Raw genomic sequence first — 25,143 nt, forward strand, 5'->3', positions numbered from 1 at the left:
CTCAGGCGCGGACGCCGGCGGCGACGATGCGGCCCGCCTCCTCGAAGAGGCCGCGCATCCACGTGTGCTCGGGGTCGTGGGTGTGCACGGGATGCCACCACAGAGCGTTCATGATCGGCGTCGGCTCGAACGGGAGGCCGACGACGCGCACCGCGCCCGCCTGCTGGGCCAGCGGCACCAGCGCCCGATGGATGATACCGACGCGCCCGGTGCCGGCGATGAAGTGGGGGATGGCGAGGAAGCTCTCGACCACGACCTCCACGTTCGGCTCGATGCCGAGCTGCTGAACCTGGCGTTCGGCCGACGTGAAGGCCGAGCGGGACTGGTAGTTCATCACCCAGGGCAGCGTGGACAGCTCCTCGCGCGACAGTGTGTCGCCCACCGTGTCGTTCGTCTCGGCGACGATCGCGGCCCATTCGTCCTGCCACAGGTCGACGAACGGCAGCTCGGTCAGGAAGCCGTGGGGGATGACCATGCCGTCGACCGACCGGAGCCGGTTCGCCGCATCCTCGACCACGGTCGGGTTGTGGAGCATGAAGCGGAAGTGGACACCCGGCGCCTGCTGCGCGGCCAGCTCGGAGACCACGCGCCCGATGGTGGTGAAGCCGTAGTCGGACCCGAAGATGGAGAACTGGCGCACCGACTCCGACGGGTCCCACGCCGCCTGGCTCTCGAACACGCGGCGCGCGGCCTCCAGCGCGATGGTCGTGTGGTCCGCCAGCCGCAGGGCGAGCGGCGTCAGCTCGTACGTGTTGCCCCGGCGGGCGAGAATCGGGTCGTTGAAGTGGATGCGGAGCCGCGAGAGCGACGCGCTGAGGGCCGGTTGGCTCAGCCGGAGCCGTTCGGCGGCGCGCGTGACGCTGCGCTCGGTGAGCAGCGCGTCGAGGGCGATCAGCAGGTTCAGATCGAGCCGCGACATCAGCGGATAGTCGGTCACGACGGTGTGATCCTTTCCGACGAGGGCCAGGCGATCTCACTATAACGAGTCGGGTATCGACCTAGCTTATGTCTGGGATAAGCAGAAGGCGCGTTGTTTATCTGCTTTAGCGCTGCGACACTCAAATGGCACCCGGAGGTCGGCGCAGTCGCCGCCCTCGCCGACAACGAAGTCTTGGAAGAGGTCAAACCCGATGAAGATCACACGCAGGAGCCGGACCGCTCGGCTCGCCTGGCTCGCCATTCCGGTCAGCGCCGGACTCGTCCTCGCCGGCTGCTCCTCGAGCGGCACCTCCGGCAAGGAGCCCCAGACCATCACCTTCGCCTTCGGCGCCACCAACGACCAGGACAAGGCGGCGTACACCGGCCTCGCCAAGGCGTTCGAGGCCGAGAACAAGGGCGTCACCGTCAACACCGAGAACCTCCCCACCCAGAGCTACGGCACGACGATCGCCACCCGCGTCCAGGGCGGGAACGCCCCCGACACGTTCTACGCAGAGGGCGGCACGGGCCAGGCCCAGTCCGTGATCCCGTTCGCGAAGTCGGGACTCGTGCTCGAGCTCAACGACCCCGGCCTCACCTCCAAGATCCCGGAGGCCGCGAAGCCCCTCTGGACCTACAACGGCAAGACCTACGGCGTTCCGCTGGGGACCCAGCTCAACGGCACCATCTACAACGACGAGCTCGCCAAGTCGATCGGCGTGAACATCGACGCGACCACGAGCCTCGACGACATCATCGCCCAGTGCGGCAAGGCGCGGGCGGCGGGCAAGACGATCTACGGCCTCGCGGGCTCGACGTTCCAGAACAACGGCATCCTCGCGATCGCGATCGCCACATCGACGGTGTACGGACCGGACAAGGACTGGAACAAGAAGCGCTCCGAGAACAAGGTGACCTTCGCCGGGACGAAGGGGTGGGTGACCGCGCTCGAGTCGATCAAGAAGATGTACGACGCGGGATGCTTCCAGGATGGTGCGACGAGCGCCGGCTTCGACGCCCTCACCAACGGCGCCTCCTCCGGCAAGGTGCTCGGCTTCTTTGCTCCGAGCGCTGCGGCCGCGTCGATCATGCAGGCGGCGGGAGGCCACGTGAAGCTCGTGACGCTCCCGGTCGGCGCCCCGGCGGGCTCCAAGACCTACCTGTCGCTCAGCGAGGACCAGGGGGTCACGGCCAGCTCGAAGACCAAGAGCCCGAAGCTCGCGGAGAAGTTCCTGAAATACATCATCTCGGACCAGGGCCAGGAGGAGTACTCCAAGCTGGTCGGCACCATTCCGGCGAACGCCAGCAGGACGTCGGCGCTGCTGCCGCAGTACGCGCCGATCAAGGACCAGCTGGCAAAGGACGACATCCGTGGGTACGCCCCCACCGAATGGCCGAACGCCAAGATCTACACCGACCTCGGCAACGGCGTCCAGGGAATCCTGACCGGTCAGATGACCGTCAAGCAGGTGCTCCAGCAGATGGACAGCGACTGGGGTTGAACCGGTGACCTGAGGCGGCCGGCTCCGCGGGAGCCGGCCGCCCGATCCGGTAGGAAAGGAACGAGTCGATGACGACGCAGTCAGGGGTACGGACCATGACGAAGACCCAGACCCAGGTGCGCGCGCCCCACCGCGCTCCCCACACGAAGGCCTATCGTGTACGGCTCGGCAGCTGGTGGTGGGCCCTTCCGGCCCTCGTGCTGACCCTGATCGTCATCTACGTCACCACCGTGACCGGCGGCTTCTTCGCCTTCACCAACTGGTCCGGCCTCGGGCCGTTCGACTTCGTCGGGCTCCAGAACTTCGTCAAGATCTTCCAGACGCCGGAGCTCATCGGCTCCCTCTGGCACACGCTGTTCCTCGCGTTCGGCTTCCTCATCTTCACGAACGTCTTCGGTCTGCTGTTCGCCCTCGCCCTCAACCGCTCGCTGAAGTCGCGCTATGTCCTGCGGACGCTGATCTTCATGCCCGTGGTGGTCAGCCCGATCGCCGTCTCGTACATCTGGAAGTTCATCTTCGACTACAACGGCCCCCTCAACCAGGCGCTGACCGCGGTCGGCCTGCCCAAGCAGAACTGGCTGGCCGACCCGACGCTCGCGATCTGGTGCGTGCTGGTCGTCATGGTGTGGCAGAACATCGGTTTCGTCATGGTCATCTACCTGGCCGGCCTCGCGACCGTGCCGATCGAGATGGAGGAGGCCGCGGCGCTCGACGGGGCCGGCCCCTTCAAGCGGTTCCGCTTCGTCGTCCTGCCCCAGATCCAGCCGTCGGTCGCTATCGCCACCACGCTGACGCTCATCCAGGGCCTGCGGGTCTTCGACCAGGTCGTCGCCCTCACCGGCGGAGGCCCGGCCGGTGCGACGCAGACGCTGGCACTCGAGGTCTATGAGCAGGCGTTCACCTACCAGCAGTTCGGATTCGGCGCGGCTCTCGCCCTCATCCTCAGCTTGCTGATCCTGCTCTTCTCCATCGCGCAGCAGTACGCGACGCGCGACCGCTCGCTCAAGGAGGCGTGAGCCGATGTTCCGCTACACCAAGAAGACGCTCACTATCGAGATCATCACGCTGATCGCCGCGGTGATCATGCTCTTGCCGTTCTGGATCCTGCTGGTCGGGTCGCTGAAGACCCTCCCGGCCATCCTCGACTCCGCCGCCATCGCACCGCCGACGAGCCCGACTATCGACAACTTCGTCCAGCTCTTGTCGCCGGCGTCGTCGTCCTCGGGCAACATCTGGGCCGGCCTGTTCTCCAGCGTGATCATCACGGCGGGGAGCATCGTGCTCCTGGTCGCGCTCGGCTCGGTCGCCGCCTACGGTATCGCCCGCTCCACCAGCAAATGGAGCCGCCGCTCGTACTACCTGTTCCTCACGGCGATCATCCTCCCCACGCAGCTCGGCACCCTCCCGCTCTACATCGGAGCACGGAACGTCGGCCTCGTCGGCAACCCCTGGGGAATGATCCTCATCTACACCGGGATGCTGATGCCGCTGTCGGTGTTCCTGTACGCCAACTTCTTCCGCAACCTCACCCCGGAGTACGAGGAGGCGGCGATCATCGACGGCGCCAACCGTTACCAGGTGTTCCAGAAGGTCGTCTTCCCGCTGATGTCGCCGGCGACCGGAACGGTCGCCATCCTCGCCGGGCTCATCGTCTGGAACGACTTCTTCACGTCGCTGATCTTCCTGAACGGCACCGCCTGGCAGACGCTGCCCGTCGTGATGTACAGCTACGTCGGGTCGCTGGTCTCCCAGTGGAACCTGATCTTCGCCGTCGTCATCGTGTCGATGATCCCGATCCTGGCCTTCTACGCCTTCGCGCAGAAGCGGTTCATCCAGGGCTACGCGGGCGGGCTCAAGGGCTGACCGTGGCGACCGACAGCCGTCGCGGACCCGATCGAGGGGACGGGACGTTCCTCAACCCCGTCCTGCCCGGGGACCGGCCGGACCCGTCGGTGCTGCGCGTCGGCGATGCCTTCTACCTGACCTACTCGTCGTTCGACGCGTCACCGGGGCTGACGGTCTGGCGCTCGCCGGACCTCGTCAACTGGACCTTCGTGACCTGCGCGCTCGCCGAGCCGCACAGCACGGTCTTCGCTCCGGATCTGGTGGAGCACGACGGGCGGTACTTCATCTACTTCCCGTACATCCCGAGCGCCTGGTCGGAGGAGATCGCGGCGCCGGAGGTGTGGGTGGTCCACGCCGACAGCCCCGAAGGGCCGTGGAGCGAACCCGTTTTCACCGGGATCTCGGGTGCCATCGACCCGGGGCACATCCAGGGTGAGGACGGCGAGCGCTACCTGTTCGTCAACGGCGTCCGGCGCTGCCGGCTGAGCGCGGACGGGCTGACAGCGGTCACCTCGCTGGAGAAGGTCTACGACGGCTGGCGCTACCCCGACGAGTGGATCACCGAGGCCTACGCGCTCGAGGGGCCGAAGCTCTTCCGGCGCGGCGACTGGTTCTACCTCGTGAGCGCGGTCGGCGGCACCGGCGGCCCGGCGACCGGCCACATGGTGATCGTCGCGCGCTCCCAGTCCGTGCACGGCCCGTGGGAGAACGCGCCGCACAACCCCGTCGCCCGCACCTGGTCAGCGGACGAGGCATGGTGGTCCCGGGGCCACGCGACGCTCGTCGACGCCGGGGACGACTCCTGGTGGATGGTGTCCCACGGCTACGAGAACGGATACCGGACGCTCGGGCGCCAGGCTCTTCTCGAGCCGGTCGAGTGGACGGAGGACGACTGGCCGACGGCGCCCTCCCGCGACCTCGGCGCCCCGATCCGGAAGCCGGTCGACGGCGCGTCGCCGGTTGCAGTTCCGGCGCCCTCGGACGACTTCACGGCATTCGCATGGGGCGAGCGCTGGGTGTTCGACAACCCGGCCCGCGACGAGCTCGGCCGCGCACGGCTCGAGGGCGGTCTCGTCCTGCGTGGCAAAGGCCGCGGACCCGCCGATTCCTCCCCGCTGACGACCTGGTCGATGGATCGCGCGTACGAGGTCGAGGTCGAGCTGGAGGTGCGCGACGGTTCCACCGGCGGCCTCCTGCTGTACTTCGACGACCGGCTGTTCTACGGGATGGGCTGGGACGGCGAGGCCATGCAGAGCTACGCCGGCGGCATCCGGACACACTGGCGCGAGCCCGCGGAGCCCGGCGCGACGATCGAGCTGCGCCTGCGGAACGACCACCACCTCGTGACCGGCTGGCACCGTCGGCCGGGTGGCGAGTGGACGCGGCACGGCATCCGCTACGACACCTCCGGCGCCCACTCGGCGACGATCAACGACCTGAAGAGCCTGCGCCCGGCCCTCTTCGCCTCAGGCGACGGCGAGGTCGTCTTCCGGGGCTTCCGCTACCGCGCGCTCGGCGAGGTGGCGTCATGACCGTCGACCTCGACGCGCTCATCGCGCGGATGACCTGGGAGCAGAAGCTCCTCCAGCTGCAGATCGTGTGGCGGCCGGACGCCGCGGAGCGCGAGGCGCTGCTGCGGCGCGGTATCGGCTCGACGTTCTGGCCGCCGAGCGCGGAGGAGACCAACGCCGCGCAGCGGATCGCGGTGGAGGAGTCCGAGCTCGGCATCCCGGTGCTCGTGGGCCTCGACGTCATCCACGGGCAGTTCACGATCTTCCCGACGCCCCTCGCCCAGGCGGCGAGCTTCGACCCGGCGGTGGCGGAGCTGGATGCGCGGGTCTCCGCCTCCGAGGCGCGCTCGGCGGGCGTCACCTGGACCTTCTCGCCGATGGTCGATGTGTCACGCGATCCGCGCTGGGGACGGGTCGTCGAGGGATACGGCGAGGATGTGTACCTCGCCTCGGTCTTCGCCGCCGCGAAGGTCGCCGGCTATCAGGGCAGGACTCTCGCCGCGGGCGATGCCATCGCCTCCTGCCTCAAGCACTTCGTCGCGTACGGCGCGGGGGAAGCGGGCCGCGACTACAACAGCGCGGACGTCTCCGATCGCCGCCTGCGCGAGACGTACCTCGAGCCGTTCCGCGCCGGGGTCGAAGCGGGCGCGGCGACCGTCATGGCCGCATTCACTTCGCTCAACGGAACCCCGATGCACGCCAACCGCGCGCTGCTGACCGGTGTGCTGAAAGACGAGTGGGGGTTCGACGGCGTGGTCGTCGGCGACGCCGACGGCGTTGCGCAGCTCGTGCAGCACGGGGTCGCCGCGGACGAGAGGGCCGCCGTGGTCGCCGCGCTCGAAGCGGGGGTCGACATCGTGATGGGAGGCAGCATCCTGGTCGACGCCGACGGGGTCGCCTTCGTGACGCCCGAGGAGCTCTCGGAGGATCGCGTGGACGATGCGGTGCGCCGCGTCCTCCGTCTCAAGCAGCGGCTCGGGTTGTTCGAGCACCCGTTCGTCGACGAATCGGCGGCCGCACACGAGACCACGGAACGCTACCGGGATCTCGCGCGCCAGGCGGCCGAACGCTGCACCGTCCTCCTGACGAACGGCGGCGCGCTGCCGCTTCCCGACCACGGGCGCATCCTGCTCGCGGGGCCGTACGCCCGGAGCCTCGACCACCTCGGCACCTGGGTCCAGCACTTCGCGTCGCCGGTCCGCGAGTCGCTCGTGGACGCTGTCGCGACCGAGCTTCCCGCGGTGGACTGGGACGTTGTCGACGGCTGCGGATTCTTCGACGCCACCGACGCCTCCCTCGGCGAAGCCGTTTCACGTGCGGCTGACGCCGACCTCGTCGTCGTGGCCGTCGGCGAGCCCAGCCGCATCTCCGGCGAGGCCAGCTCGCGCGCCGACATCAGCCTCCCGGAGGCCCAGCGGCGCCTCATCCACGCCCTCTGCGACGTCGGCGCACGCGTCGTGGTCGTGCTGGTCACCGGGCGACCGCTCGTGGTAGAGGACTGGATCGACCGGGTGGATGCGGTGCTGTGCGTCTGGCACCTCGGCTCCGAGGCGCCGGCGGCCATCGCACGCGCGCTGTCGGGCCGCGTGAACCCGGGCGGCCGCGTGCCGATGACCTTCCCGCGGGCGGTGGGCCAAGTCCCCATCCACTACGACCACGAGCGCACGGGGCGTCCGGCGCGCACCGGCGGCGCGCTGCTGCCGGAGACGATCCAGGAGTTCACCGGCCCGAACAACACCGACGACTACTACACGTCGAAGTTCCTCGACCTCCCGCTGGGACCGCGCTTCGATTTCGGGCACGGCCTCAGCTACACCTCGTTCGCCCTCGACGGCGTCGTGTTGTCGGCCGACACCGTCACCGCCGACGGTCTGAAGGCGGGCCTCCGTGCGGAGGTGACGGTCGCCAACACGGGCGACCGCGCGGGCGACGACGTGATCATGCTGTTCGTCACCGACGAAGTCGCCACGGTGACCCAGCCGGTGCGCCGCCTGCGCGCCTTCTCCCGCGTGACCCTCGCGCCAGGCGAGAGCACTACGGTCGCGTTCCGGCTGGACGCCGACGACCTCACCTTCTGGGCCGACGGCGCCCGGCGGGTGCTCGAGCCCGGCGAGTTCACCGTCACCATCGGCGACGGCACGTCCGAGCAGCGGCTCGCGCTGCGCCTGACGGAGGCAGCATGACTCTCCCGCAGCTCCGCGACGCCGTCACCGGCAGCGTCCCCAACGCGATCATGCCGCTCTTCTGGCAGAAGGGCGGCCCGGTCGAGGCCGTCCGCGAGGAGATGGAGCGGATCGGCGACGCCGGGATCGGCGCCGTGATCCTGGAGGCGCGGCCGCATCCCGACTTCCTCGGCGAGGGCTGGTGGCGCGACGTGGACGCGGTGCTCGAGATCGCGCGCCGCCGCGGCATGACGGTGTGGTTCTTCGACGACGACACGTTCCCGACCGGCCACGCGGGCGGCGCTGTGGAGACCGCCCCGGCCGCCCTACGACGGCGCTTCCTGACCGAGCGGCACACGGACGCGGTCGGGCCGGCGCGCGGCGCATCCTTCATCGTCGAGCGCCGGAAGTTCTGGGGCCCGGAGGCCTCCCAAGGCACCGGAGAGCTGATCCGGGTGGTGGCCTTCCGCCGTGCCGAGGACTCCGACCAGCTCGTCGGCGACCCGATCGACCTCACCGACCGCATCGTCGACGGGACGCTGCACTGGGACGTCCCGGACGGCTGGTGGCGCGTCTTCTTCCTGTCCGTCGGCGCGGCCGGCGGCAGCGAACCGCACGCGAACCACATCGACTACCTGAACCGGGACTCGGTCCAGCTCCTCGTGGACGGCGTCTACGAGCGGATCCACGAGCGCTACGAAGACGAGTTCGGCACGACGATCGGCGGGTTCTTCAGCGACGAGCCGGGCCTCTACAACGACCCCGACACCTTCGACTTCGGCTCGGCGCTCGGCAAGCCCGTGCCGCTGTCGTGGAACGACGAGGTCGCCGCACGCCTGGAGGAGCGGCTCGGCCGCGACGCCGCGCTGCTGCTGCCGCTGCTCTGGGCTCCGGCCGGGGGTCGCGAGCGGCCGGTCCGCTACGCGTACATGGACACCGTGTCGCGGCTGTACTCCGAGAACTTCGGGCAGCGCCTCGGCGACTGGTGCCGCGCTCACAAGGTGGAGCACATCGGCCATGTCATCGAGGACAACGGCGCGCACGCGCGGCTCGGACCCGGCGCCGGCCACTACTTCCGGGCGATGGCCGGCCAGGACATGCCGGGGATCGACATCATCGGCGGCCAGGTGGTGCCGGGCTTCTCGCGCGGGCCCTTCGGCAACATGACCGGGGCGGCGGACGGGGAGTTCTTCCACTTCGGCCTCGCGAAACTGGCGTCGTCGGCCGCGCATCTCGATCCGCGCACCCACGGGCGGGCGATGTGCGAGACCATCGGCGCGTACGGCTGGTACGCCGGGCTGCGGCTGTTCACCTGGCTCACCAACCACCTGCTGGTGCGCGGGGTCACGCACGTCGTGCCGCACGCGTTCTCGCCCGCGCCGTTCCCCGACCCGGACTGTCCGCCGCACTTCTACGCGCGCGGCGCGAACCCGCAGTACCCGCACCAGCGGGTGCTGAGCGACTACACGAACCGGCTGAGCCACCTGCTGCAGGCGGGCATCCACGTCGCCCCCTTCGCGGTGCTCTACCACGCGGACGCGGAGTGGCTGGGCGACGCGATGCCGTCGGAGCGGCCGCTGCGGCTGCTGATGGAGGCGCAACTGGATGCCGACATCGTTCCGGCGGACGCGCTGCCCGAGGCTGTGGCGGAGGGCTCGCGACTCGGCCTGGGCGGCGAGACGTACGACGCGCTCATCGTCCCGGGCAGCGCCTACCTGCCGGCCGCCGTCGCGGCCGAGCTGCTCCGTCTCGACGACGAGGGCGTGCCGGTCGTCTTCGTCGGCTCGGTCCCGGAGGTGGAGGTCATGAACGGGTCGGTGGATGCTGCCGCGCTCCGCGTCCGCTTCCGCCACGTCTCGCAGAAGCGTCTCGTGGACTCCGTCGCGGGCATGACCGACCGGGCTGTCCGAATGGACAGGCCCGCCCCGGATCTGCGCGTGCTCCGCCGCGACCTCGGCGACGGCGACGTGCTCATGCTCGTGAACGAGTCGGTCCGGGATGCGGTGCGCGGGCCCGCGACGCTGCCGCGCGGCGGCGGAGTGGTCGCCTACGACGCCGTGACCGCCACCCTCACGGCGGTTCCGGCACATGCGGCAGGAGGGACGACCCGGATCGACGTCGACCTCGCGCCCGGCGAGGCGATCGTGCTCGTGGTCGGCGACCCCGCGCTGTGGGAGGGCCTCCCGGTGCGACCGGCCACCCAGGCCGTCGCGGAGCTCGAGCTGTCGCCGGAGTGGAAGGTCGCCACGGCGACCGCGGGGGAGTCCCGGTACTCCGACTGGGGCACGCTCGACGATCTCCGTCCGCTCAACGAACCCGACCTCCTGCCGCGCTTCAGCGGCACCGCGCGCTACACGGCCGAGTTCGAAACGGAGCAGACCGAGGGCGGCCACACTCTCGACCTGGGTCAGGTGTTCGAGCTGGCCTCGGTGCGGCTCAACGGCGTCGACCTCGGCACGCGGGTCGCGCCTCCCTACGTCTTCGACATCCCGGACGGGGTCGTCCGCGACCGCAACACCCTCCAGATCGACGTGACCAACACGCTGGCGAAGGCGCAGCCGGACTTCTTCTCCGCGTTCGCGCAGCAGGAGCCGAGCGGACTTCTCGGGCCGGTGACACTGATCACGAGGAGGGAGCGGGGATGAGCGGCGCCGATACGTCCGTACGGGAGGCGTTCGAGCGCTTCTGCGACCTCTTCTATACGCAGAAGCGCGTCTCGGACGCGTTCGCCTTCCTCGTGGCGGACGACTACCGGCAGCACAACCCGACCATCGCCGACGGGCCGGAGGCCGCCGTGGCGATGCTGACGCCGAAGTTCGACGGAAGCCCGGACGCCCGCTTCGAGATCCAGCGGATCCTCGTCGACGGTGACCTGGCGATGGTCCACGTGAAGGCTTCGCGACCCGGCGCCCCCGATGCCGCGGTCGCGGACATCTACCGATTCGAAGGCGGCCGGATCGTCGAGCACTGGGACGTGCTGCAGCAACTCCCGGCGCACGCCGCCCACGACCATCCGATGTTCTGAACAGGAGAAGCCATGTATCAACTCGCACCCAACATCGAACTGCTCTTCACCGAGGCGGGCGACTACCAGGACCGGGTGCGCGCCGCCGCCGCCGCGGGCTTCACCGCCGTGGAGATGTGGGGGCCGACGGGCGTCGACGCGCCCGCGACGCCCAAAGACCTCCCGGCGCTGAAGGCCGCGCTCCAGGAGACGGGGACGGTGCTCACCGCCCAGCTCTCCGAGCCCCGCACCCAGTTCATGATCCCGCCGTGGGACCACTCGGAGTTCTTCCGCAAGCTCGACGAGGGCGTCGCCATCGCGCAGGACCTCGGCTGCCCGCGCATCGTCGTCGGCAGCGGGACGGGCTTCGGCGGCTGGAAGCGGCAGGTCCAGCTCGACAAGCTGATCGAGATCTACCAGAAGGCGGTCGCACAGATCGACGGCTCCGGCGTGACGCTCGCGCTGGAGCCCGTCAACATCCGCGTGGACCACCCCGGCTCGCTGCTCGACCGCACGTCCGAGGCCGTCTATGTAGCACGCGGCGTCGACTCGCCGTTCTTCGGCGTGCTCTACGACATCTACCACTCGGCCGTCGAGGGAGAGGACATGGCCGCCGAGCTCCAGAACGCCGGCGACCTGATCGCCTACGTGCAGCTCGCCGACGCCCCCGGGCGAGGCGAGCCCGGCACGGGCGACCTCGACTGGACGGAACGGCTGCGCATCCTGCGCGCGTCCGGGTACGACGGGCCCATCGGTCTCGAGTACTACCCGACCCAGGAGTCCGCGGCTTCGGTCGCGCTCATCCGCGACCTGGCGGCTGCGGCATGAGCCGGTACCCGGACGTCGTGGACGTCGTCATCGTCGGGAGCGGACCGACGGGCGCGGCCTACGCGCGCATCCTGAGCGAGGAGGCGCCGGACGCGACGATCGCCGTGTTCGAGGTCGGCCCCACGGTGTCGGATCCGCCCGGCGCGCACGTCAAGAACATCGAGGACGCCGCGGTCCGTGCCCAGGCGCAGGAGCGCTCCGAGGGTCCCGGCGCCGGAGCGGACACGGTCAGCTCCCCGGGGGCGGTCACCGCCGGGCAGCGCCGGGCGCGACCGGGCACGTACCTGCTCGACGAGGGCTACCAGGAGCCCGGCGAGGACGGCATGCCCGTCGTCGCGTTCTCCAGCAACGTCGGCGGGATGGGGGCGCACTGGACGGGCGCCTGCCCCCGCCCGGGAGACAGCGAGCGCATCGCCTTCCTGCCCGACCTCGACGAACTCCTCGACGAGGCCGGCCGGCTGCTCAACGTCACGACCGACGCCTTCGACGGCGCCCCCTTCACCGCGCTCGTCCGCGAGCGGCTGGCGGCCGCGGTCGACGACGGGCGACCGGAGGAGCGGCGCGTGCAGCGCATGCCGCTCGCCGTGCATCGGCGCGACGACGGCCGGCTCGTCTGGTCCGGATCGGATGTGGTGTTCGGCGACGTGACGCGCAGCAATCCGCACTTCGGCCTCTACGACGAGTCGCTCGTCACGCGCGTCCTCCTCGAGGACGGCCACGCGTCCGGCGTCGAGGTGCGCGACCGGCGCAGCGGAGAGACCCACGTCGTCCGCGCACGGTTCGTGGTCGTCGCGGCCGACGCGCTCCGGACACCGCAGGTGCTGTACGCCTCCGGCATCCGCCCGCCCGCGCTGGGCCGGATGCTCAACGATCAGTCGCAGGTCGTCTACGCCACGCGCATCCGCGACGCGGAGAGCGCCGCGGGCGGCGCCGGCGGCAAGACGGCCGGCGAGCACGGCCTCGACGAGGTCGTGGACGGCGCGATCAGCGAGCGCAGCGGCGTCACCTGGGTGCCCTACACCGATGACATGCCGTTCCACGGCCAGGTCATGCAGCTGGACGCGTCCCCCATCCCGTTGGCGGAGGACGACCCGGTGGTGCCGGGGTCGATCGTCGGCCTCGGGCTGTTCTGCGCGAAGGACCTGCAGTGGGACGACCGCGTGGAGTTCCGCGACGACGAGCTCGACTGGTACGGGATGCCGGCCCTGCGCATCCACTACACGCTGACCGACCGCGACCGCGAGGCCCTCGATCGTGCGCGGGCGCAGATCACCGCGCTCGCCGAGGCGGTCGGGGACCCGCTCGGCGATCGTCCCTTCACCCTGCCTCTCGGCGCATCCCTGCACTACCAGGGGAGCACGCGGATGGGCGAGACGGATGACGGCCGCAGCGTCTGCAGCCCGGACAGCGAGGTGTGGGGCGCTCCCGGCGTGTTCGTCGCCGGCAACGGCGTCATCCCGACGCCGACGGCCTGCAACCCGACGCTCACCTCCGTCGCGCTGGCGGTCAGGGGCGCTCGCCGAATCGCTTCTTGCCTTTAGTAACAAATCGACATTAGTGTGTAGAAACAAGGAAGAAGTCAAGGAGGACTTGTGATCCCCGACCGCATCATCGAGCAGGGAACGCTCACCACGACGGGCACCCGTGCCGCCGTCGAGGTGCGCATCCCCTGGTACCGCGCGCTCCCGGCGTCCTGCATCGCAGGCGCGACGCTGTCCGTGGACGGCGTGCCCGCTCCGGCCGAGACGCTCCGCTGGGAGCTCAACGGCCGCGAGCGCACCTTCGACGACATGAAGGACGACACCGAGGAGTGGTGGTTCCCGCTCGACTCGGCCGTGCTCTCGGGGGACATCCCGGTCACGGCCGACGACAGCGAGCACGAGGTGGCGGTCGACCTGACCGTGTTCATCCCGTACATCGTCATCGGCGACGACGAGGTGCTCCACATCGAGGAGCAGGACACCAAGACCATGAAGGCGGTGACGGCATGAGCCCGACGACCTCCGGCCTCGGATCCCCGATCCAGGGCGTGACCCTCTACAGCTTCACCCGGGCGTTCCACGGCCGCGAATACGACCTGGAAGGCCTCATCCGCAAGGTCGCCGCCGACGGCTACGGCCCCGGACTCGAGGTCATCGGCTTCTCCAGCTTCCGCGGGTTCCCGGCGATCGACGACGCGTTCGCCGGCTGGTTCCGCGACCTGGTCGCCGAGCTCGACCTGGTGCAGACGTCGCTCGCGATCAACGCCGACATCGGCATCCACCGCGACCGGATGCTCAACCAGGACGAGCTCATCGAGTACATGCGCCGCCAGATCGAGGCGGCGGCGAAGCTGGGCTTCCCGATCGCCCGCGTCCAGATCTCGATCACGCCCGACTCGATGGCCGCCCTCGCTCCGATCGCCGAGCAGTACGGCGTGACGCTCGCCCTCGAGGTGCACGCCGACCAGTACGCGTCGCATCCGCGCATCCTCGCGCTGCGCGACCGCTACGAGGAGGTCGGGTCGCCGTTCCTCGGCTTCACTGCGGACTGGGGCGCGACCACCGTCGGCTTCGCGCCGTCGCTGCTGGAGGCCTACCGCCGCCGCGGGGCGAGCGAGGAACTGCTCGCCCAGGTGGTCGACCTGTGGAACGAGTTCTACGAGGCCGGTCCTCCCGCCGACCAGGCAGACCACGGCCAGCGCTTCGGCCGCTTCATCGGGCTCGCCGCGCAGAACGGCCGGCCCGACCTCGGCATCGACTTCGGCATCAACGGCACCGGCCTGTTCGGCCCGGCGCGCGTGGACGACTGGCTGGAGATCATGCCGTGGATCAAGCACGTGCACGGCAAGTTCTTCGGCATCGACGAGAACCACGAGGAGCCCTCGGTGCCGGTGCGCGACTTGATCGCCCTGCTCGTGCGGAACCGCTACAACGGCGCCATCTCGAGCGAGTACGAGGGCTGGCACTGGAACTACTGGGACTCGCCCTTCGAGATCATCCGCGACGAGCAGGCCGTGCAGCGGTCGGCGGCGCAGGACGCCGGGAGCCGCATGGTCACCGACGCGGCCGAGGCGCGCCTCCAGCTGGGCCAGTGGCTCCCGAGCACCGAAGGGGTGAACCGATGAGCCAGGACGCGCAGGCGACGAGCACGGCTCCGATCAAGTGGAGCTACATGGACCACTGGCGTGCGAACGGCCCCCGCGGTCCATACGACCAGTGGCACTCCCGCCGGACCATGACGCGCTTCCTCCGCCAGGTGAGGGCTGTCGGCTTCGACGCCATCGACACGTTCGACTTCCGGATCTGGCAGATCCTGGAGCAGTACGGCTCGGTGGCGAACTACCAGGAGTTCGTGCAGGAGCAGGGCCTCGAGCGGATCGTCAACACCTTCCACGGCGTCTACTACGACCCGGAGCGCTACGCGCCCGAGGTGCCCGCGACGCATGACAACATCATCGAAGACTTCAAGCGCACCCTCGACATGTGGTCGGGCATCCAGCTCGACAACATCATCGTCATGCCCGGTTCGCGGTTCTTCGACGAGCAGGGCGTGACCGACGACGGCCTCAAGCACGCGGCCGACATCTGGGGGAAGGTCGGAGAGCTCACGCAGCAGTACGGCGTCAACCTGACCTGTCACCACGAGTTCTACGGTGGCATCCGCACCCGCGCCCAGATCGACACGTTCTACGGCTATGCCGATCCGCAGTACGTGAAGTTCTTCGTGGACACCGCCCAGCACTGCATCGCCGACGTCGACCCGGTCGCCGTGTACGAGGCCCACCACGAGCGCGTCACGGGCTTCCACTTCAAGGACACCCGCACCAAGGACGTGAACGAGGACTACCGCCTGTGGCCGGACGCCGAGCTCTCGGCGGTCACCACCGAGAAGTGGTTCTACGAGATGGGCACCGCGGAGGGCCTGGTCGACTTCGAGTCGATGATGCGCTCGGTGCGCGACCACGGCTACACGGGCTGGATCAGCGTCGAGCACGACAAGGCCGACAAACTCGGCGGCGACTACTCCGAGAGCACGGCGGTCGCGCGCTGGTACGCCAAGAACGTCCTCGACCGCATCTACCTGGAGAAGACGGCATGAGCGACATCCGGTGGGGCTACGCCCTCAACCAGTGGGACACGAACATCGACGCGTTCGTGCGCAAGCGCGACCACGAGCGCGCCTTCAAGACGATCTCGATCAGCGGGTTCTCCGGGGTGGAGCTCACCGCCGAGAGCTTCGGCCCCTGGGAGCCGCTCGGTTCGCCCGAGCAGATCGGCAACCTCTACGGATCGCTCGAGGGCTTCCGCCAGGTTCTCGCCGACTGCGCGCTCGACGCCGTCTCCAGCTACGTCTACGACCCGTTCATCGGGTTCGACGTGGAGATGGGCCGCGGGCCCGATCCGCTCGATCCCAACGCCGCGCCCCGGATCACGGCCACTGCGATCTGGTTCGCGGAGGCCCTGGAGGCTCTCGGCGGCGCCGTGCTCGTCGTCCGTCCCTGCGGGTCGGCTTGGCAGACCGGCGCCCTCGACGACGGCCAGATCGCGACACTCGCGGCGCTGTGGAACGCCGTCGGCGCGGCCATTGCGCCCTTCGGAGTCTCGCTCGCGCTGCATTTCGACTTCCTCTCGGCGCTCCGCCTCGAGGACGGCCTCGCCCAGCTGCTCGACGCCACCGACCCCGCGCTCGTCGGGCTCGCGCTCGACACGGCCGAGTTCGCGGTCGCCGGCGTCGACCCGGTGGCGGTGCTCGAGCGTCACGCCGACCGTGTCCGCCACGTCCAGCTCAAGAACGCGTACGACGTCGTGGACGACGCCGAGGCCGTGACCCCGCACGCCGAGCAGTTCGTGCGCACCGAGGGCGGAAGCCGGCGCGTCGAGCGCTGGTTCTTCGAGCCGACCGACGAGGGCGGCCTGGTCGACTTCGAGTCGTTCGTCCGCACGCTGGCCCGGCTCGATTACACCGGCTGGATCGTCGTGGAGTCCGACCAGAGTCCCCACCCCGCCGAGAGCGCGATGGTGAGCGGCTGGTACGTGCAGAACGTCCTCGCACCGATCGTCGAAACAGCGCGGAAGGAAGTACCGACATGGTGAACGGCGGCATCGCGGGCTCGGGGATCGAGCTCGGAACGACCCTCTACTCGATGACGAGCGAGTTCGCGGCGGGCGTCTACACGCCGGAGACGCTCATCGCCGCCGTCGCCGAGAACGGCATCGGGCCGGGCGTGGAGTTCAACATCGCCCAGCTGCTGCGCACCTACCCGGATGTCGACGACGAGTTCGTGAAGCTCTGGTTCGACTCGCTCGAGAGGTACGAGCTGGAGCCGAGCGCCATCGGCACGAACCTCGACATGGGCCGGCGCAAGGACCGCGACATGACCCCGGACGAGGAGCACGACTTCCTCGCCCGGCAGCTCAAGACGGCGCACACCCTCGGGTTCAAGCGAGTGGTCATCCGCTCGGCCGGACGCGATCTGCTGCGCAGCCTCCTGCCGCTCGCCGAGGAGTACGACCAGAGGCTGGGATACGAGATCCACGCGCCGCAGGGGCCGAACGACCCGAAGGTGCTCGGCATCCGCGAGCTGTACGACGAGCTCGGCAGCGACCGGCTCGGCTTCACGGCGGACTTCTCCTCGACGATGCACAGTCTCTCGCCGACCCTGCTCTCGCAGCTGGAGAAGATGGGCATGGACCCGAAGCACTTCGCCGTGATGGACGAGATCTGGCACGAGCCCACGCCGATGCACGTGCGCAACCAGAAGTTCGAGGACTACCTCACGGGCGAGGGCGTCGATCCGGTCGGCTTCGGCCCCTTCACCCGCCTGGCGTTCAACATGCACGGCCTGGTGCCGCCGGAGGAGTGGCGGGACATCATGCCGCAGATCTTCCATGTGCACGCCAAGTTCTATGACATCGATGCGAATGGGCAGGAGCCCGCCATGGACATCCCGCGAATCGTCCGCCAGTTCGTCGAGGGCGGCTACCGGGGATATCTGTCGAGCGAGTGGGAGGGTCATGCCTTCCAGGACCTCGGGGAGGCCGATCCGATCGACCTCGTGAAGAAGCAGCACGCGCTCATGCGGCGCACCATCGAAGACGCCGTCGCCGGCGTCCCAGCCTGACCCACGAAGGAGTAGACACCATGTCGGACACCACCACCGAGACGTCCATCTCGGACCTCGTCGCCGAGGTCGCGCGGCTGCGCGAGGACGTCGCCGCAGCGCAGCGCCTCGCCCAGCGGGCTGAAGACCGCGGGCAGGTCGAGAACCTGTTCAACCGCTACATGTTCCTGCACAACGCGTTCGAGGACGAGCAGATCATCCCGCTCTGGGTCAAGGAGGGCACCGAGGGCATCCGCGCCCGGTACACCAACGCCGGGCAGTACACCACGTGGGAGAGCGTCACCCGCTACCACCGCGACCGGCCGCATCCTGTCGGCAAGCTCATCCTGCACGCGGCCACGACGCCGGTGATCGAGGTCGCCGGCGACGGCGAGAGCGCCAAGGGCGTCTGGATCATGGCCGGCACCGAGTCGGGCCTCACCGACCCTGCGGTCGCCGAGGAGTTCCCGGACATGTACTCGCCGAAGGAGGTGCTCGGCAAGAAGGTCTGGGCGCACTGGGTGTGGTGCAAGTACGCGGTCGACTTCCTCAAGCAGGACGGCGAGTGGAAGTTCTGGAAGTTCCGCTGCTACGAGCTGGCGCGGGCGCCGTTCGAGGAGAACTGGATCAGCTTCGGCCTGAAGAACCAGGGCGCGTTCGACCTCGACCTGATGTACTTCGGCGACGACGGCAAGCCCGTCTTCATGCCCCCGGCCGACGAGCCGGCGCCCAGCGAGAACCACCCGTACAGCCCGGAGACGGTCCAGAAGCTCGAGCCGGCGCCCCCGCGCGGTACGACACCTTCGTCGACACGTACGAGTAGGAGAGGACCATGGCAACCCACAACTCCCTCTTCTCCGAGAAGGATGTGCGGCGCACGGAGGACGGCATCGCCGTCTCGGTGCAGCTCCCCTGGTACCGCAGCCTGTGGCTGTCCGCGGTCGACGGCGTCGCCGCGACGGTGAACGGCGTGCCGGTTCCGCGCGAGGACCTGCGCTTCGTGCTGAACGGTCGTGCGTACCGCATCGAGGAGCTGCCCGAGCAGTCCGAGACCCTGTGGTTCGTCGCCGACCGCCCTGACATCCTCATCGCGCTGGGCCGTGCGCCCGAGGCGGGGGAGAAGCTCACAGTCGAGGTGGTGCTCACCATGCGCCTGCTGTACATGCAGATCATGCCGGGCGTCGACGGCGCACCGGGACGGTACGTGACGAACCGCGTGCCGGTCGAGCGGGAGCTGGTGCTCACATGACGCTCCGCGTGGCCATGATCGGCTACGGCTTCATGGGCGCTGCGCACTCGGTGGGGTGGCGGCAGGCGCCTCGGGTGTTCGACCTCCCGGAGGCCGTGGAGCTGGCGGTCGTCGTCGGCCGCAACGAGGAGGCGGTCGCCCACGCCGCCGAGAAGTGGGGATGGGCGGAGTACGCGACGGACTGGCGCGAGGTGATCGCGCGCGACGACATCGACCTGGTCGACATCGTCACGCCCGGCGACTCGCACGCCGAGATCGCGATCGCGGCGCTGGAGGCAGGCAAGCACGTCCTGTGCGAGAAGCCCCTCGCCAACACCGTCGAGGAGGCCGAGGCGATGGCTGCTGCCGCGGAGCGAGCGGCCGAGCGCGGCGTCCGTGCGATGGTCGGCTTCACCTACCGGCGCGTCCCGGCCGTCACCCTGCTGCGGGACCTGATCGCCGAGGGGCGGATCGGGCGCGTCCAGCAGGTGCGCGCGGCGTACCGCCAGGACTGGCTGGTCGACCCGGAGATGCCGCTCGCCTGGCGCCTGCAGAAGGAGCACGCGGGTTCCGGCGCCCTCGGCGACATCGGCGCGCACATCGTCGACATGACGCAGTTCGTGACCGGTCAGAGCGTGGAGGCGGTGTCCGGCATCCTCGACACCATCGTCAAACGCCGGCCCCTGCAGGCGTCCGGGTCCGGTCTCGCCGGGGAGGCGGGCGAGGGATACGGCGACGTGACCGTCGACGACCTCGCGATCTTCACCGGCCGCCTGACCGATGGCGCCCTGGTGTCGTTCGAGGCGACCCGCTTCGCAACGGGTCGGAAGAACGCGCTGTCGATCGAGGTGTCGGGGACGCTGGGCGCCCTCCGCTTCGACCTGGAGGACCTCAACGTCCTGAAGTTCTACGACCGCACCGACCGCGCCGAGCTCCAGGGCTTCACGACCATCCTCGTGACCGAGCCCGTGCATCCCTACGTCGCCGGCTGGTGGCCGGCCGGGCACATGCTCGGCTACGAACACGGGTTCGTGCACCAGGTCGTCGACCTCGTGGGGGCGATCGCCGAGGGGACCGACCCCCACCCCACCTTCGCCGAGGGGCTGAGCGTGCAGCGCGTGCTGGCGGCCGTCGAGGCCAGCTCGGAGAACCAGTCGTCGTGGGTCCGCGTCGCTGCGGACGCCGCGGTCGCCGTCTGAAAGAGGAGAACAAGCATGCCGCGTCCGATCACCCTGTTCACCGGCCAGTGGGCCGATCTGCCGTTCGAGGAGGTCGCCCGCCTCGCCGGCGAGTGGGGCTACGACGGCCTTGAGATCGCCTGCTGGGGCGACCACCTCGACGTCTCCCGCTGGGACGACGCCGACTACGTCCAGTCGCGCAAGGACATCCTCGAGCGCAACGGCCTGCAGGTGTGGACCATCTCCAACCACCTCGCCGGCCAGGCCGTCTGCGACGACCCCATCGACCAGCGCCACCGCGACATCCTGAACGACCGGGTGTGGGGCGACGGCGATCCCGAGGGCGTCAGGCAGCGCGCCGCGGAGGAGCTGAAGCTCACCGCGCGCATGGCCGCGGCGCTCGGCGTGAAGACGGTCACCGGCTTCACCGGGTCGTCGATCTGGAAGGCGGTGGCCATGTTCCCGCCCGCCTCCGACGAGTGGATCGCCGCCGGCTACCGCGACTTCGCCGACCGCTTCCACCCGATCCTCGACGTCTTCGAAGAGGTCGGCGTGCGGTTCGCGCTGGAAGTGCATCCCTCGGAGATCGCCTACGACTACTGGACGGCGAAGGCGACGCTGGAGGCGATCGGCCACCGCGAGAGCTTCGGCATCAACTTCGACCCGTCCCACTTCATGTGGCAGCAGCTGGACCCGGTGGCGTTCGTGCTGGACTTCGCCGACCACATCTTCCACGTGCATGTGAAGGAGTCGATCACCAACCTCGACGGCCGCAACGGCGTGCTCGGCTCGCACCTGCCGTGGGCGAACCCGCGACGGGGCTGGACGTTCGTGTCCACCGCGCACGGCGAGGTGCCGTGGGAGCCCATCTTCCGCGCCCTCAACTTCATCGGCTACACCGGGCCGACGAGCGTGGAGTGGGAGGACGCCGGGATGGATCGTCTGCAGGGCGCCCCGGAGGCGATCGCCTTCGTGCGCGAACTGAACGCGATCACGCCGCCCGACGCCGCCTTCGACGCGGCCTTCTCGACGAAAGCCGACTGATGACAGACCTGCTGAACGTCCTCATCCTCTCTGGGCACATGACCCGCGAGCACGACAACGAGCACCGCAGCTTCCGCCTCCACAACCAGTGGCTCACCACGCTCCTGGAGGACACCGGTCGCTTCCGCGTGCGCGTGGTCGAAGACCCGCGCGGGCTCGGCGCCGAGATCATCGACAAGTACGACGTCGTGATCGTCGTCTTCGAGGGACGGGACGGCTACTTCGACAAGGCGGTCGGGTTCGGCGCCGAGACGGACGCCGCACTGCTGAAGTTCGTCCGCGACGACGGCAAGGGCATCGTCTGGTTCCACGGGTCGGCCGCGCAGGAGCCCGACTGGGGCTACCCGGACGAGTACAACGTGCTCCGCGGCTCCCGGATGACCGTCGCGGGGGGCCTGCGTCCCCGGCCGTGGGGCGAGGCGCAGCTCGACACGGCCGAGCCGCGACACCCGATCACCGAGGGCATCAACTCACGCTGGACCGTCACCGGCGACGACATCCTCACCGGTGTGGAGATCCTCGACGGCGCCCAGGTGCTGCTCACGACGTACGACGACCTGGAGTCGTACGAGAAGGCGCCCGTCTGGCCGATGTCGCACTACCCGGTGGCCATCCCCGAGGAGGGCATCGCGGCCCTCCCGGGCATGAACACCGACCAGCCGATCGCCTGGATCAACGAGTACGGCGCGGGCCGCTCCTTCACCATCACGATCGGCCACGACATCGACACGTTCCGCCGGATCGAGTTCATCCGGATGTTCCCGCGCGGCGTCGAATGGGCCGCCACCGGCGAGGTCACGCTCACCGGCCCGGACCGCCGTGGCGAGCGGCGGTTCCTGCCGTGGCCGTACTACAACCGGGAGGGGTGAGTCCGGCTGTACCCGCGGAAAGGGAGGAAGTTTCGGCATCTCGTCGCAGCAGCTTCCTCCCTTCCGCAGTCTTCACGGACTGTCGCCCCCGACCCTCCTCCGTTCTGCGCTTCCTGGAGGATGCCGCACGCTTCCGTAGCCGCGCAAAACCCTTCCCCCTGGCTGCCCAAAAACGGAGGATGAGGGTCGGCGCGCGCGGCGCGTTGACGCGAAACGGAGGTGTTCGGTCCCGAGTGGCTCGAAGCCATCCTCCGTTTTGGACGCCGATCGGAGCTGTGACCCCATCCCGGCCCGGCTCGAACAACGGCTGCCTCCCTCTCCAGATGGCCGCTCAGCGGGGGTGCGCGTTGCGACTAGGGCGGGACCGGTGAAGAGCCTACCTGCGCGGGCCTCGGGCTACCCAGAAATCACTTTCACCCCCAAACGGGTGACTGGGTATCAGCTGAGAATTGCGTACGAATTCTCAGAAACGCTAGGGTTGCCCTCGGCTCCGCGACACTCACCGCGACCTTTAACCCGAAACCACCGCGTTGGTCGACGGGCAAGCGTATGCGTGGAACGCGCGCGGCAGCGACAACATCCAGGACTCCGCGACGTACTCACCCTGGTGCTACTTCGTGGTGGACAACACAAAACCGGGAATTCCCAGCCTCACTCTGACGTCTCCCTCGGAGCCGATGGACGGGGCCGTCAACACCTTGCAGGTGCCCTCTGGGCCCGGACAGCCGATCACTGTGACAGTCGCCCCGCCAGCGGGGGAGGCGATCGCGGGGTATCAGGTGTGGTGGACGGAGGGACGCCCGACCACCCCGAGTCGGGCTGCCCCGGTGACTGATTACACGACCAGCCTTCCGCCGTGCGACAGTGTTGCCGGAGCTGACGCCCGCATCGTGTGCGCAGCCGCAGATGGCACACTCGCGCTGACTGTCGCTCCTCCCTCCGAGCTGGCCACATTGTGGGTAGCCGCGTATGACCGCGCCGGCAACGTTTCGTGCGACAGCGCGGAAGACGCATGCGACACCGCCAACGCAACGTCATCGGCCGGCGTGGGAGTCGCCACCCAGGGCGAGATCGATTTGACGAGCGGACACCGGTGGACCGCGATGGATACCGACCAGGCGAGCATCGATGACGCTCTCAGTAACGCGAAGCTCAAAGTAGGGAGCATCGCGGGTTGGGAGGCGACGAACATCTTCGAGGACCCCCAGTTCCTCACCCCGGCGCTGGTGTCACTGAACCGATTCGTCAAGCCCGGAGTATCCCACGCGGTGGACTCAAGCGAAAACGGAACACCTGCCGGTCACGTGCTCGAAATGACCTTGGGACAACTGGCAAAGGTGATTCCCGGCCAGGACGCCCCGCTCGGCAGCCGAGCGCTGTACATCTGCGCCTACGGGCTGGGCAAGAACATGCTCTCGACCTATCAGAACTGCGAGGGAACCGGTGCCGCTTCCCGCCTGCTGGGCTATGGCTGGCCGAGCGCAGAGTCCGTGCCCAAGCAGTACTCGGCGCGAGAGATCTTCCGGTGCCGGGTCGGCACGGACTATTTCGTATCGCTGCAGAGCAATTGCGAGGGACAGATCAACGAAGGGTCCCGCGGATTCGTCGCGGTCTTCAGTGCGACGGTCTCCGACCAGCAGGTGGTGGACCTTCGGACGACCTTCTCCGTGTCGGCACGCGTCAAACCCGGATCGAACCAGGGCACTCAAAGCCTGGTCAGCGCCCCCGGCACCCGTGACTCCGCGTTCTCCTTGCAGAGCACCAACGGTTCCTGGCAGTTCTGCATACGTTCGCAGGGCCCAACCAAGACGAGTGCCTGCGCGACCCAGCCGCTGGCGCAGGTGGACACCACCAAGTTCGTCACGGTTACCGGTCATTGGGATGCGGTCAATCGGCGTATCGGAATCACCTTGCTGATCGGGAACACCGCTCAGGGGACGCAGTGGGCCAGTTATGTGCCGCCTGCTGACAACACCGCTGCCCTGAGCGCGATCACGGTCGGGTCCGCCGTGTCCGAGGGGTACCCCTCGAGCTTCTTCGGGGGCGCGGTGGCCGGTGTGGCGATCTACCCGTCGCTGCTACCGGAGGAAGCCTCGCGACAACCGCTTCCCGGACCGAACCTCTAACCGCACGCACCGCCCCCGCGTACTCACCTCACTGACACGAAGGCCACTGCCATGTCTGCACGTCACCGGCGCAACACGTCCCCGTCCCTCACCTGGCGGTCGATCATCGGAATGACTGGCGCAGTAGCGCTGACCGCTGGACTGGTTGCCTATGTGCCCTCGCTGCTGGCCGAAGGAGCACCGGCCATTCCGGGTTTCGCACCGGCCGTCACCGGCACAGCCGTAAACGAGGGGCTACAGACCTCAGTAACTGCCCCCCGTTCGGCTGCGATCGAGAACACCACACTGCGTCCTGGAACGTACGCGGTCGATCTCGGCAACGGATCCGGCGATACCGGGGCGAAGACCGTCAGCTCGGGCTCTTCATGGCGTCCGCTGGCGGACACGGGACTGTCCGTCGCAGCCGGGTCGACGCTGCCCGGGGACGGGGAGACGGCACGCGCCTCGACCACAGCCGTTTCGGGTGGGAGCGTCGCGGTCACCGTGTTGGACGGTCGGCGTTCTGCATCCGCGGCGGCCGGTGGGCTTGCCCTCAGTATCGCGGCCAAGCGTGAGTCCACAGCCGACAGCTCCATCAGTGTGCGTATCCCTCGTCGCGTCCTGAACGGACTGTATGGAGCGGACTTCGCCTCCCGGATCCGCTGGGAGCAGACCAGTCCCGCCGAGGCGGGAGTCATTCCGGCGTCGCAGATGACCGGCGTGTCCGGTGGTCGGGTTCCGGCTGCTGCGCGCACCAGCGGCGAGGCAGTCATCGTGACCGTGCACCTGAACGGGCGGTCCGCGACGGTGCTGACAGCGGCGGCGTCTCCGAGCAGCTCCAGCGGAACGGGGACTTCTCCGCGACCT

At 69.1% G+C, this 25,143-nt stretch carries 20 protein-coding genes and 1 pseudogene; 20 read left to right on the top strand and 1 reads right to left on the bottom strand.

The features are described from left to right. Nucleotide 1: 1 nt before the first annotated feature. Entirely contained in the window at nt 2-937 is a 936-nt protein-coding gene (locus A0130_13420; protein ID ANF32533.1) for a LysR family transcriptional regulator, read from the bottom strand. A 193-nt stretch (nt 938-1,130) separates the two neighbouring features. Here A0130_13420 and A0130_13425 point away from each other — a divergent pair, with 193 nt between their 5' ends. The 20 genes and pseudogenes from A0130_13425 to A0130_13520 all read left to right on the top strand — a co-directional run bounded on the left by A0130_13425 (nt 1,131) and on the right by A0130_13520 (nt 24,297). Beyond that, complete coding sequence (locus A0130_13425) at nt 1,131-2,420, top strand: hypothetical protein (GenBank protein ANF32534.1); 1,290 nt, start codon at nt 1,131-1,133, stop codon at nt 2,418-2,420. A gap of 95 nt (nt 2,421-2,515) precedes the next feature. Next, nucleotides 2,516-3,436 carry a sugar ABC transporter permease gene (locus A0130_13430; protein ANF32535.1) on the top strand — a complete coding sequence of 307 codons (921 nt, stop codon included), beginning with the start codon at nt 2,516-2,518 and terminating at the stop codon, nt 3,434-3,436. Nucleotides 3,437-3,440: 4 nt separating this feature from the next. Then, on the top strand, nt 3,441-4,283 hold the full coding sequence (locus tag A0130_13435) for an ABC transporter permease (protein ID ANF32536.1): 843 nt from the start codon (nt 3,441-3,443) through the stop codon (nt 4,281-4,283). Nucleotides 4,284-4,285: 2 nt separating this feature from the next. Then, entirely contained in the window at nt 4,286-5,797 is a 1,512-nt protein-coding gene (locus A0130_13440) for a xylan 1,4-beta-xylosidase (GenBank protein ANF32537.1), read from the top strand. Beyond that, nucleotides 5,794-7,959 (top strand): glycosyl hydrolase, encoded by a 2,166-nt coding sequence (locus tag A0130_13445; protein ANF32538.1) that lies wholly within the window; start codon nt 5,794-5,796, stop codon nt 7,957-7,959. The genes A0130_13440 and A0130_13445 overlap by 4 nt, the downstream gene beginning before the upstream one ends. Further along, nucleotides 7,956-10,583, top strand: a complete 2,628-nt coding sequence (locus A0130_13450; protein ID ANF32539.1) for a hypothetical protein — start codon at nt 7,956-7,958, stop codon at nt 10,581-10,583. The genes A0130_13445 and A0130_13450 overlap by 4 nt, the downstream gene beginning before the upstream one ends. Continuing rightward, complete coding sequence (locus A0130_13455; protein ANF32540.1) at nt 10,580-10,963, top strand: hypothetical protein; 384 nt, start codon at nt 10,580-10,582, stop codon at nt 10,961-10,963. Before A0130_13450 ends, A0130_13455 begins: the two co-directional genes overlap by 4 nt. A gap of 12 nt (nt 10,964-10,975) precedes the next feature. Further along, entirely contained in the window at nt 10,976-11,770 is a 795-nt protein-coding gene (locus A0130_13460) for a hydroxypyruvate isomerase (protein ANF32541.1), read from the top strand. Next, nucleotides 11,767-13,311: a choline dehydrogenase gene (locus tag A0130_13465; GenBank protein ANF32542.1), complete on the top strand. Its 1,545-nt coding sequence runs from the start codon at nt 11,767-11,769 to the stop codon at nt 13,309-13,311. The genes A0130_13460 and A0130_13465 overlap by 4 nt, the downstream gene beginning before the upstream one ends. 51 nt (nt 13,312-13,362) lie before the next feature. After that, the gene (locus tag A0130_13470; protein ID ANF32543.1) at nt 13,363-13,761 is read left to right on the top strand and encodes a flagellar biosynthesis protein; all 399 of its coding nucleotides are present in this window, start codon (nt 13,363-13,365) and stop codon (nt 13,759-13,761) included. Beyond that, entirely contained in the window at nt 13,758-14,876 is a 1,119-nt protein-coding gene (locus A0130_13475; protein ANF32544.1) for a sugar phosphate isomerase, read from the top strand. The genes A0130_13470 and A0130_13475 overlap by 4 nt, the downstream gene beginning before the upstream one ends. After that, a complete protein-coding gene (locus A0130_13480) occupies nt 14,873-15,850 on the top strand; it encodes a sugar phosphate isomerase (GenBank protein ANF32545.1) in 978 nt (325 codons plus the stop codon). Before A0130_13475 ends, A0130_13480 begins: the two co-directional genes overlap by 4 nt. Continuing rightward, nucleotides 15,847-16,845 carry a sugar phosphate isomerase gene (locus A0130_13485; protein ANF32546.1) on the top strand — a complete coding sequence of 333 codons (999 nt, stop codon included), beginning with the start codon at nt 15,847-15,849 and terminating at the stop codon, nt 16,843-16,845. The genes A0130_13480 and A0130_13485 overlap by 4 nt, the downstream gene beginning before the upstream one ends. Further along, on the top strand, nt 16,839-17,873 hold the full coding sequence (locus tag A0130_13490) for a sugar phosphate isomerase (GenBank protein ANF32547.1): 1,035 nt from the start codon (nt 16,839-16,841) through the stop codon (nt 17,871-17,873). The genes A0130_13485 and A0130_13490 overlap by 7 nt, the downstream gene beginning before the upstream one ends. Nucleotides 17,874-17,893: 20 nt before the next feature. Then, a pseudogene (locus A0130_13495) lies at nt 17,894-18,675 on the top strand (peptide ABC transporter permease). A 9-nt stretch (nt 18,676-18,684) separates the two neighbouring features. Beyond that, nucleotides 18,685-19,101 carry a hypothetical protein gene (locus A0130_13500; protein ID ANF32548.1) on the top strand — a complete coding sequence of 139 codons (417 nt, stop codon included), beginning with the start codon at nt 18,685-18,687 and terminating at the stop codon, nt 19,099-19,101. Further along, nucleotides 19,098-20,279 carry a dehydrogenase gene (locus tag A0130_13505; GenBank protein ANF32549.1) on the top strand — a complete coding sequence of 394 codons (1,182 nt, stop codon included), beginning with the start codon at nt 19,098-19,100 and terminating at the stop codon, nt 20,277-20,279. The genes A0130_13500 and A0130_13505 overlap by 4 nt, the downstream gene beginning before the upstream one ends. A 15-nt stretch (nt 20,280-20,294) precedes the next feature. Next, nucleotides 20,295-21,302: an AP endonuclease gene (locus A0130_13510; GenBank protein ANF32550.1), complete on the top strand. Its 1,008-nt coding sequence runs from the start codon at nt 20,295-20,297 to the stop codon at nt 21,300-21,302. Beyond that, complete coding sequence (locus A0130_13515) at nt 21,302-22,171, top strand: hypothetical protein (protein ANF32551.1); 870 nt, start codon at nt 21,302-21,304, stop codon at nt 22,169-22,171. Before A0130_13510 ends, A0130_13515 begins: the two co-directional genes overlap by 1 nt. 1,046 nt (nt 22,172-23,217) lie before the next feature. After that, entirely contained in the window at nt 23,218-24,297 is a 1,080-nt protein-coding gene (locus A0130_13520) for a hypothetical protein (protein ID ANF32552.1), read from the top strand. Nucleotides 24,298-25,143 lie beyond the last annotated feature (846 nt).

It is taken from the genome of Leifsonia xyli (genome assembly GCA_001647635.1).
Lineage (GTDB): Bacteria > Actinomycetota > Actinomycetes > Actinomycetales > Microbacteriaceae > Leifsonia > Leifsonia xyli_A.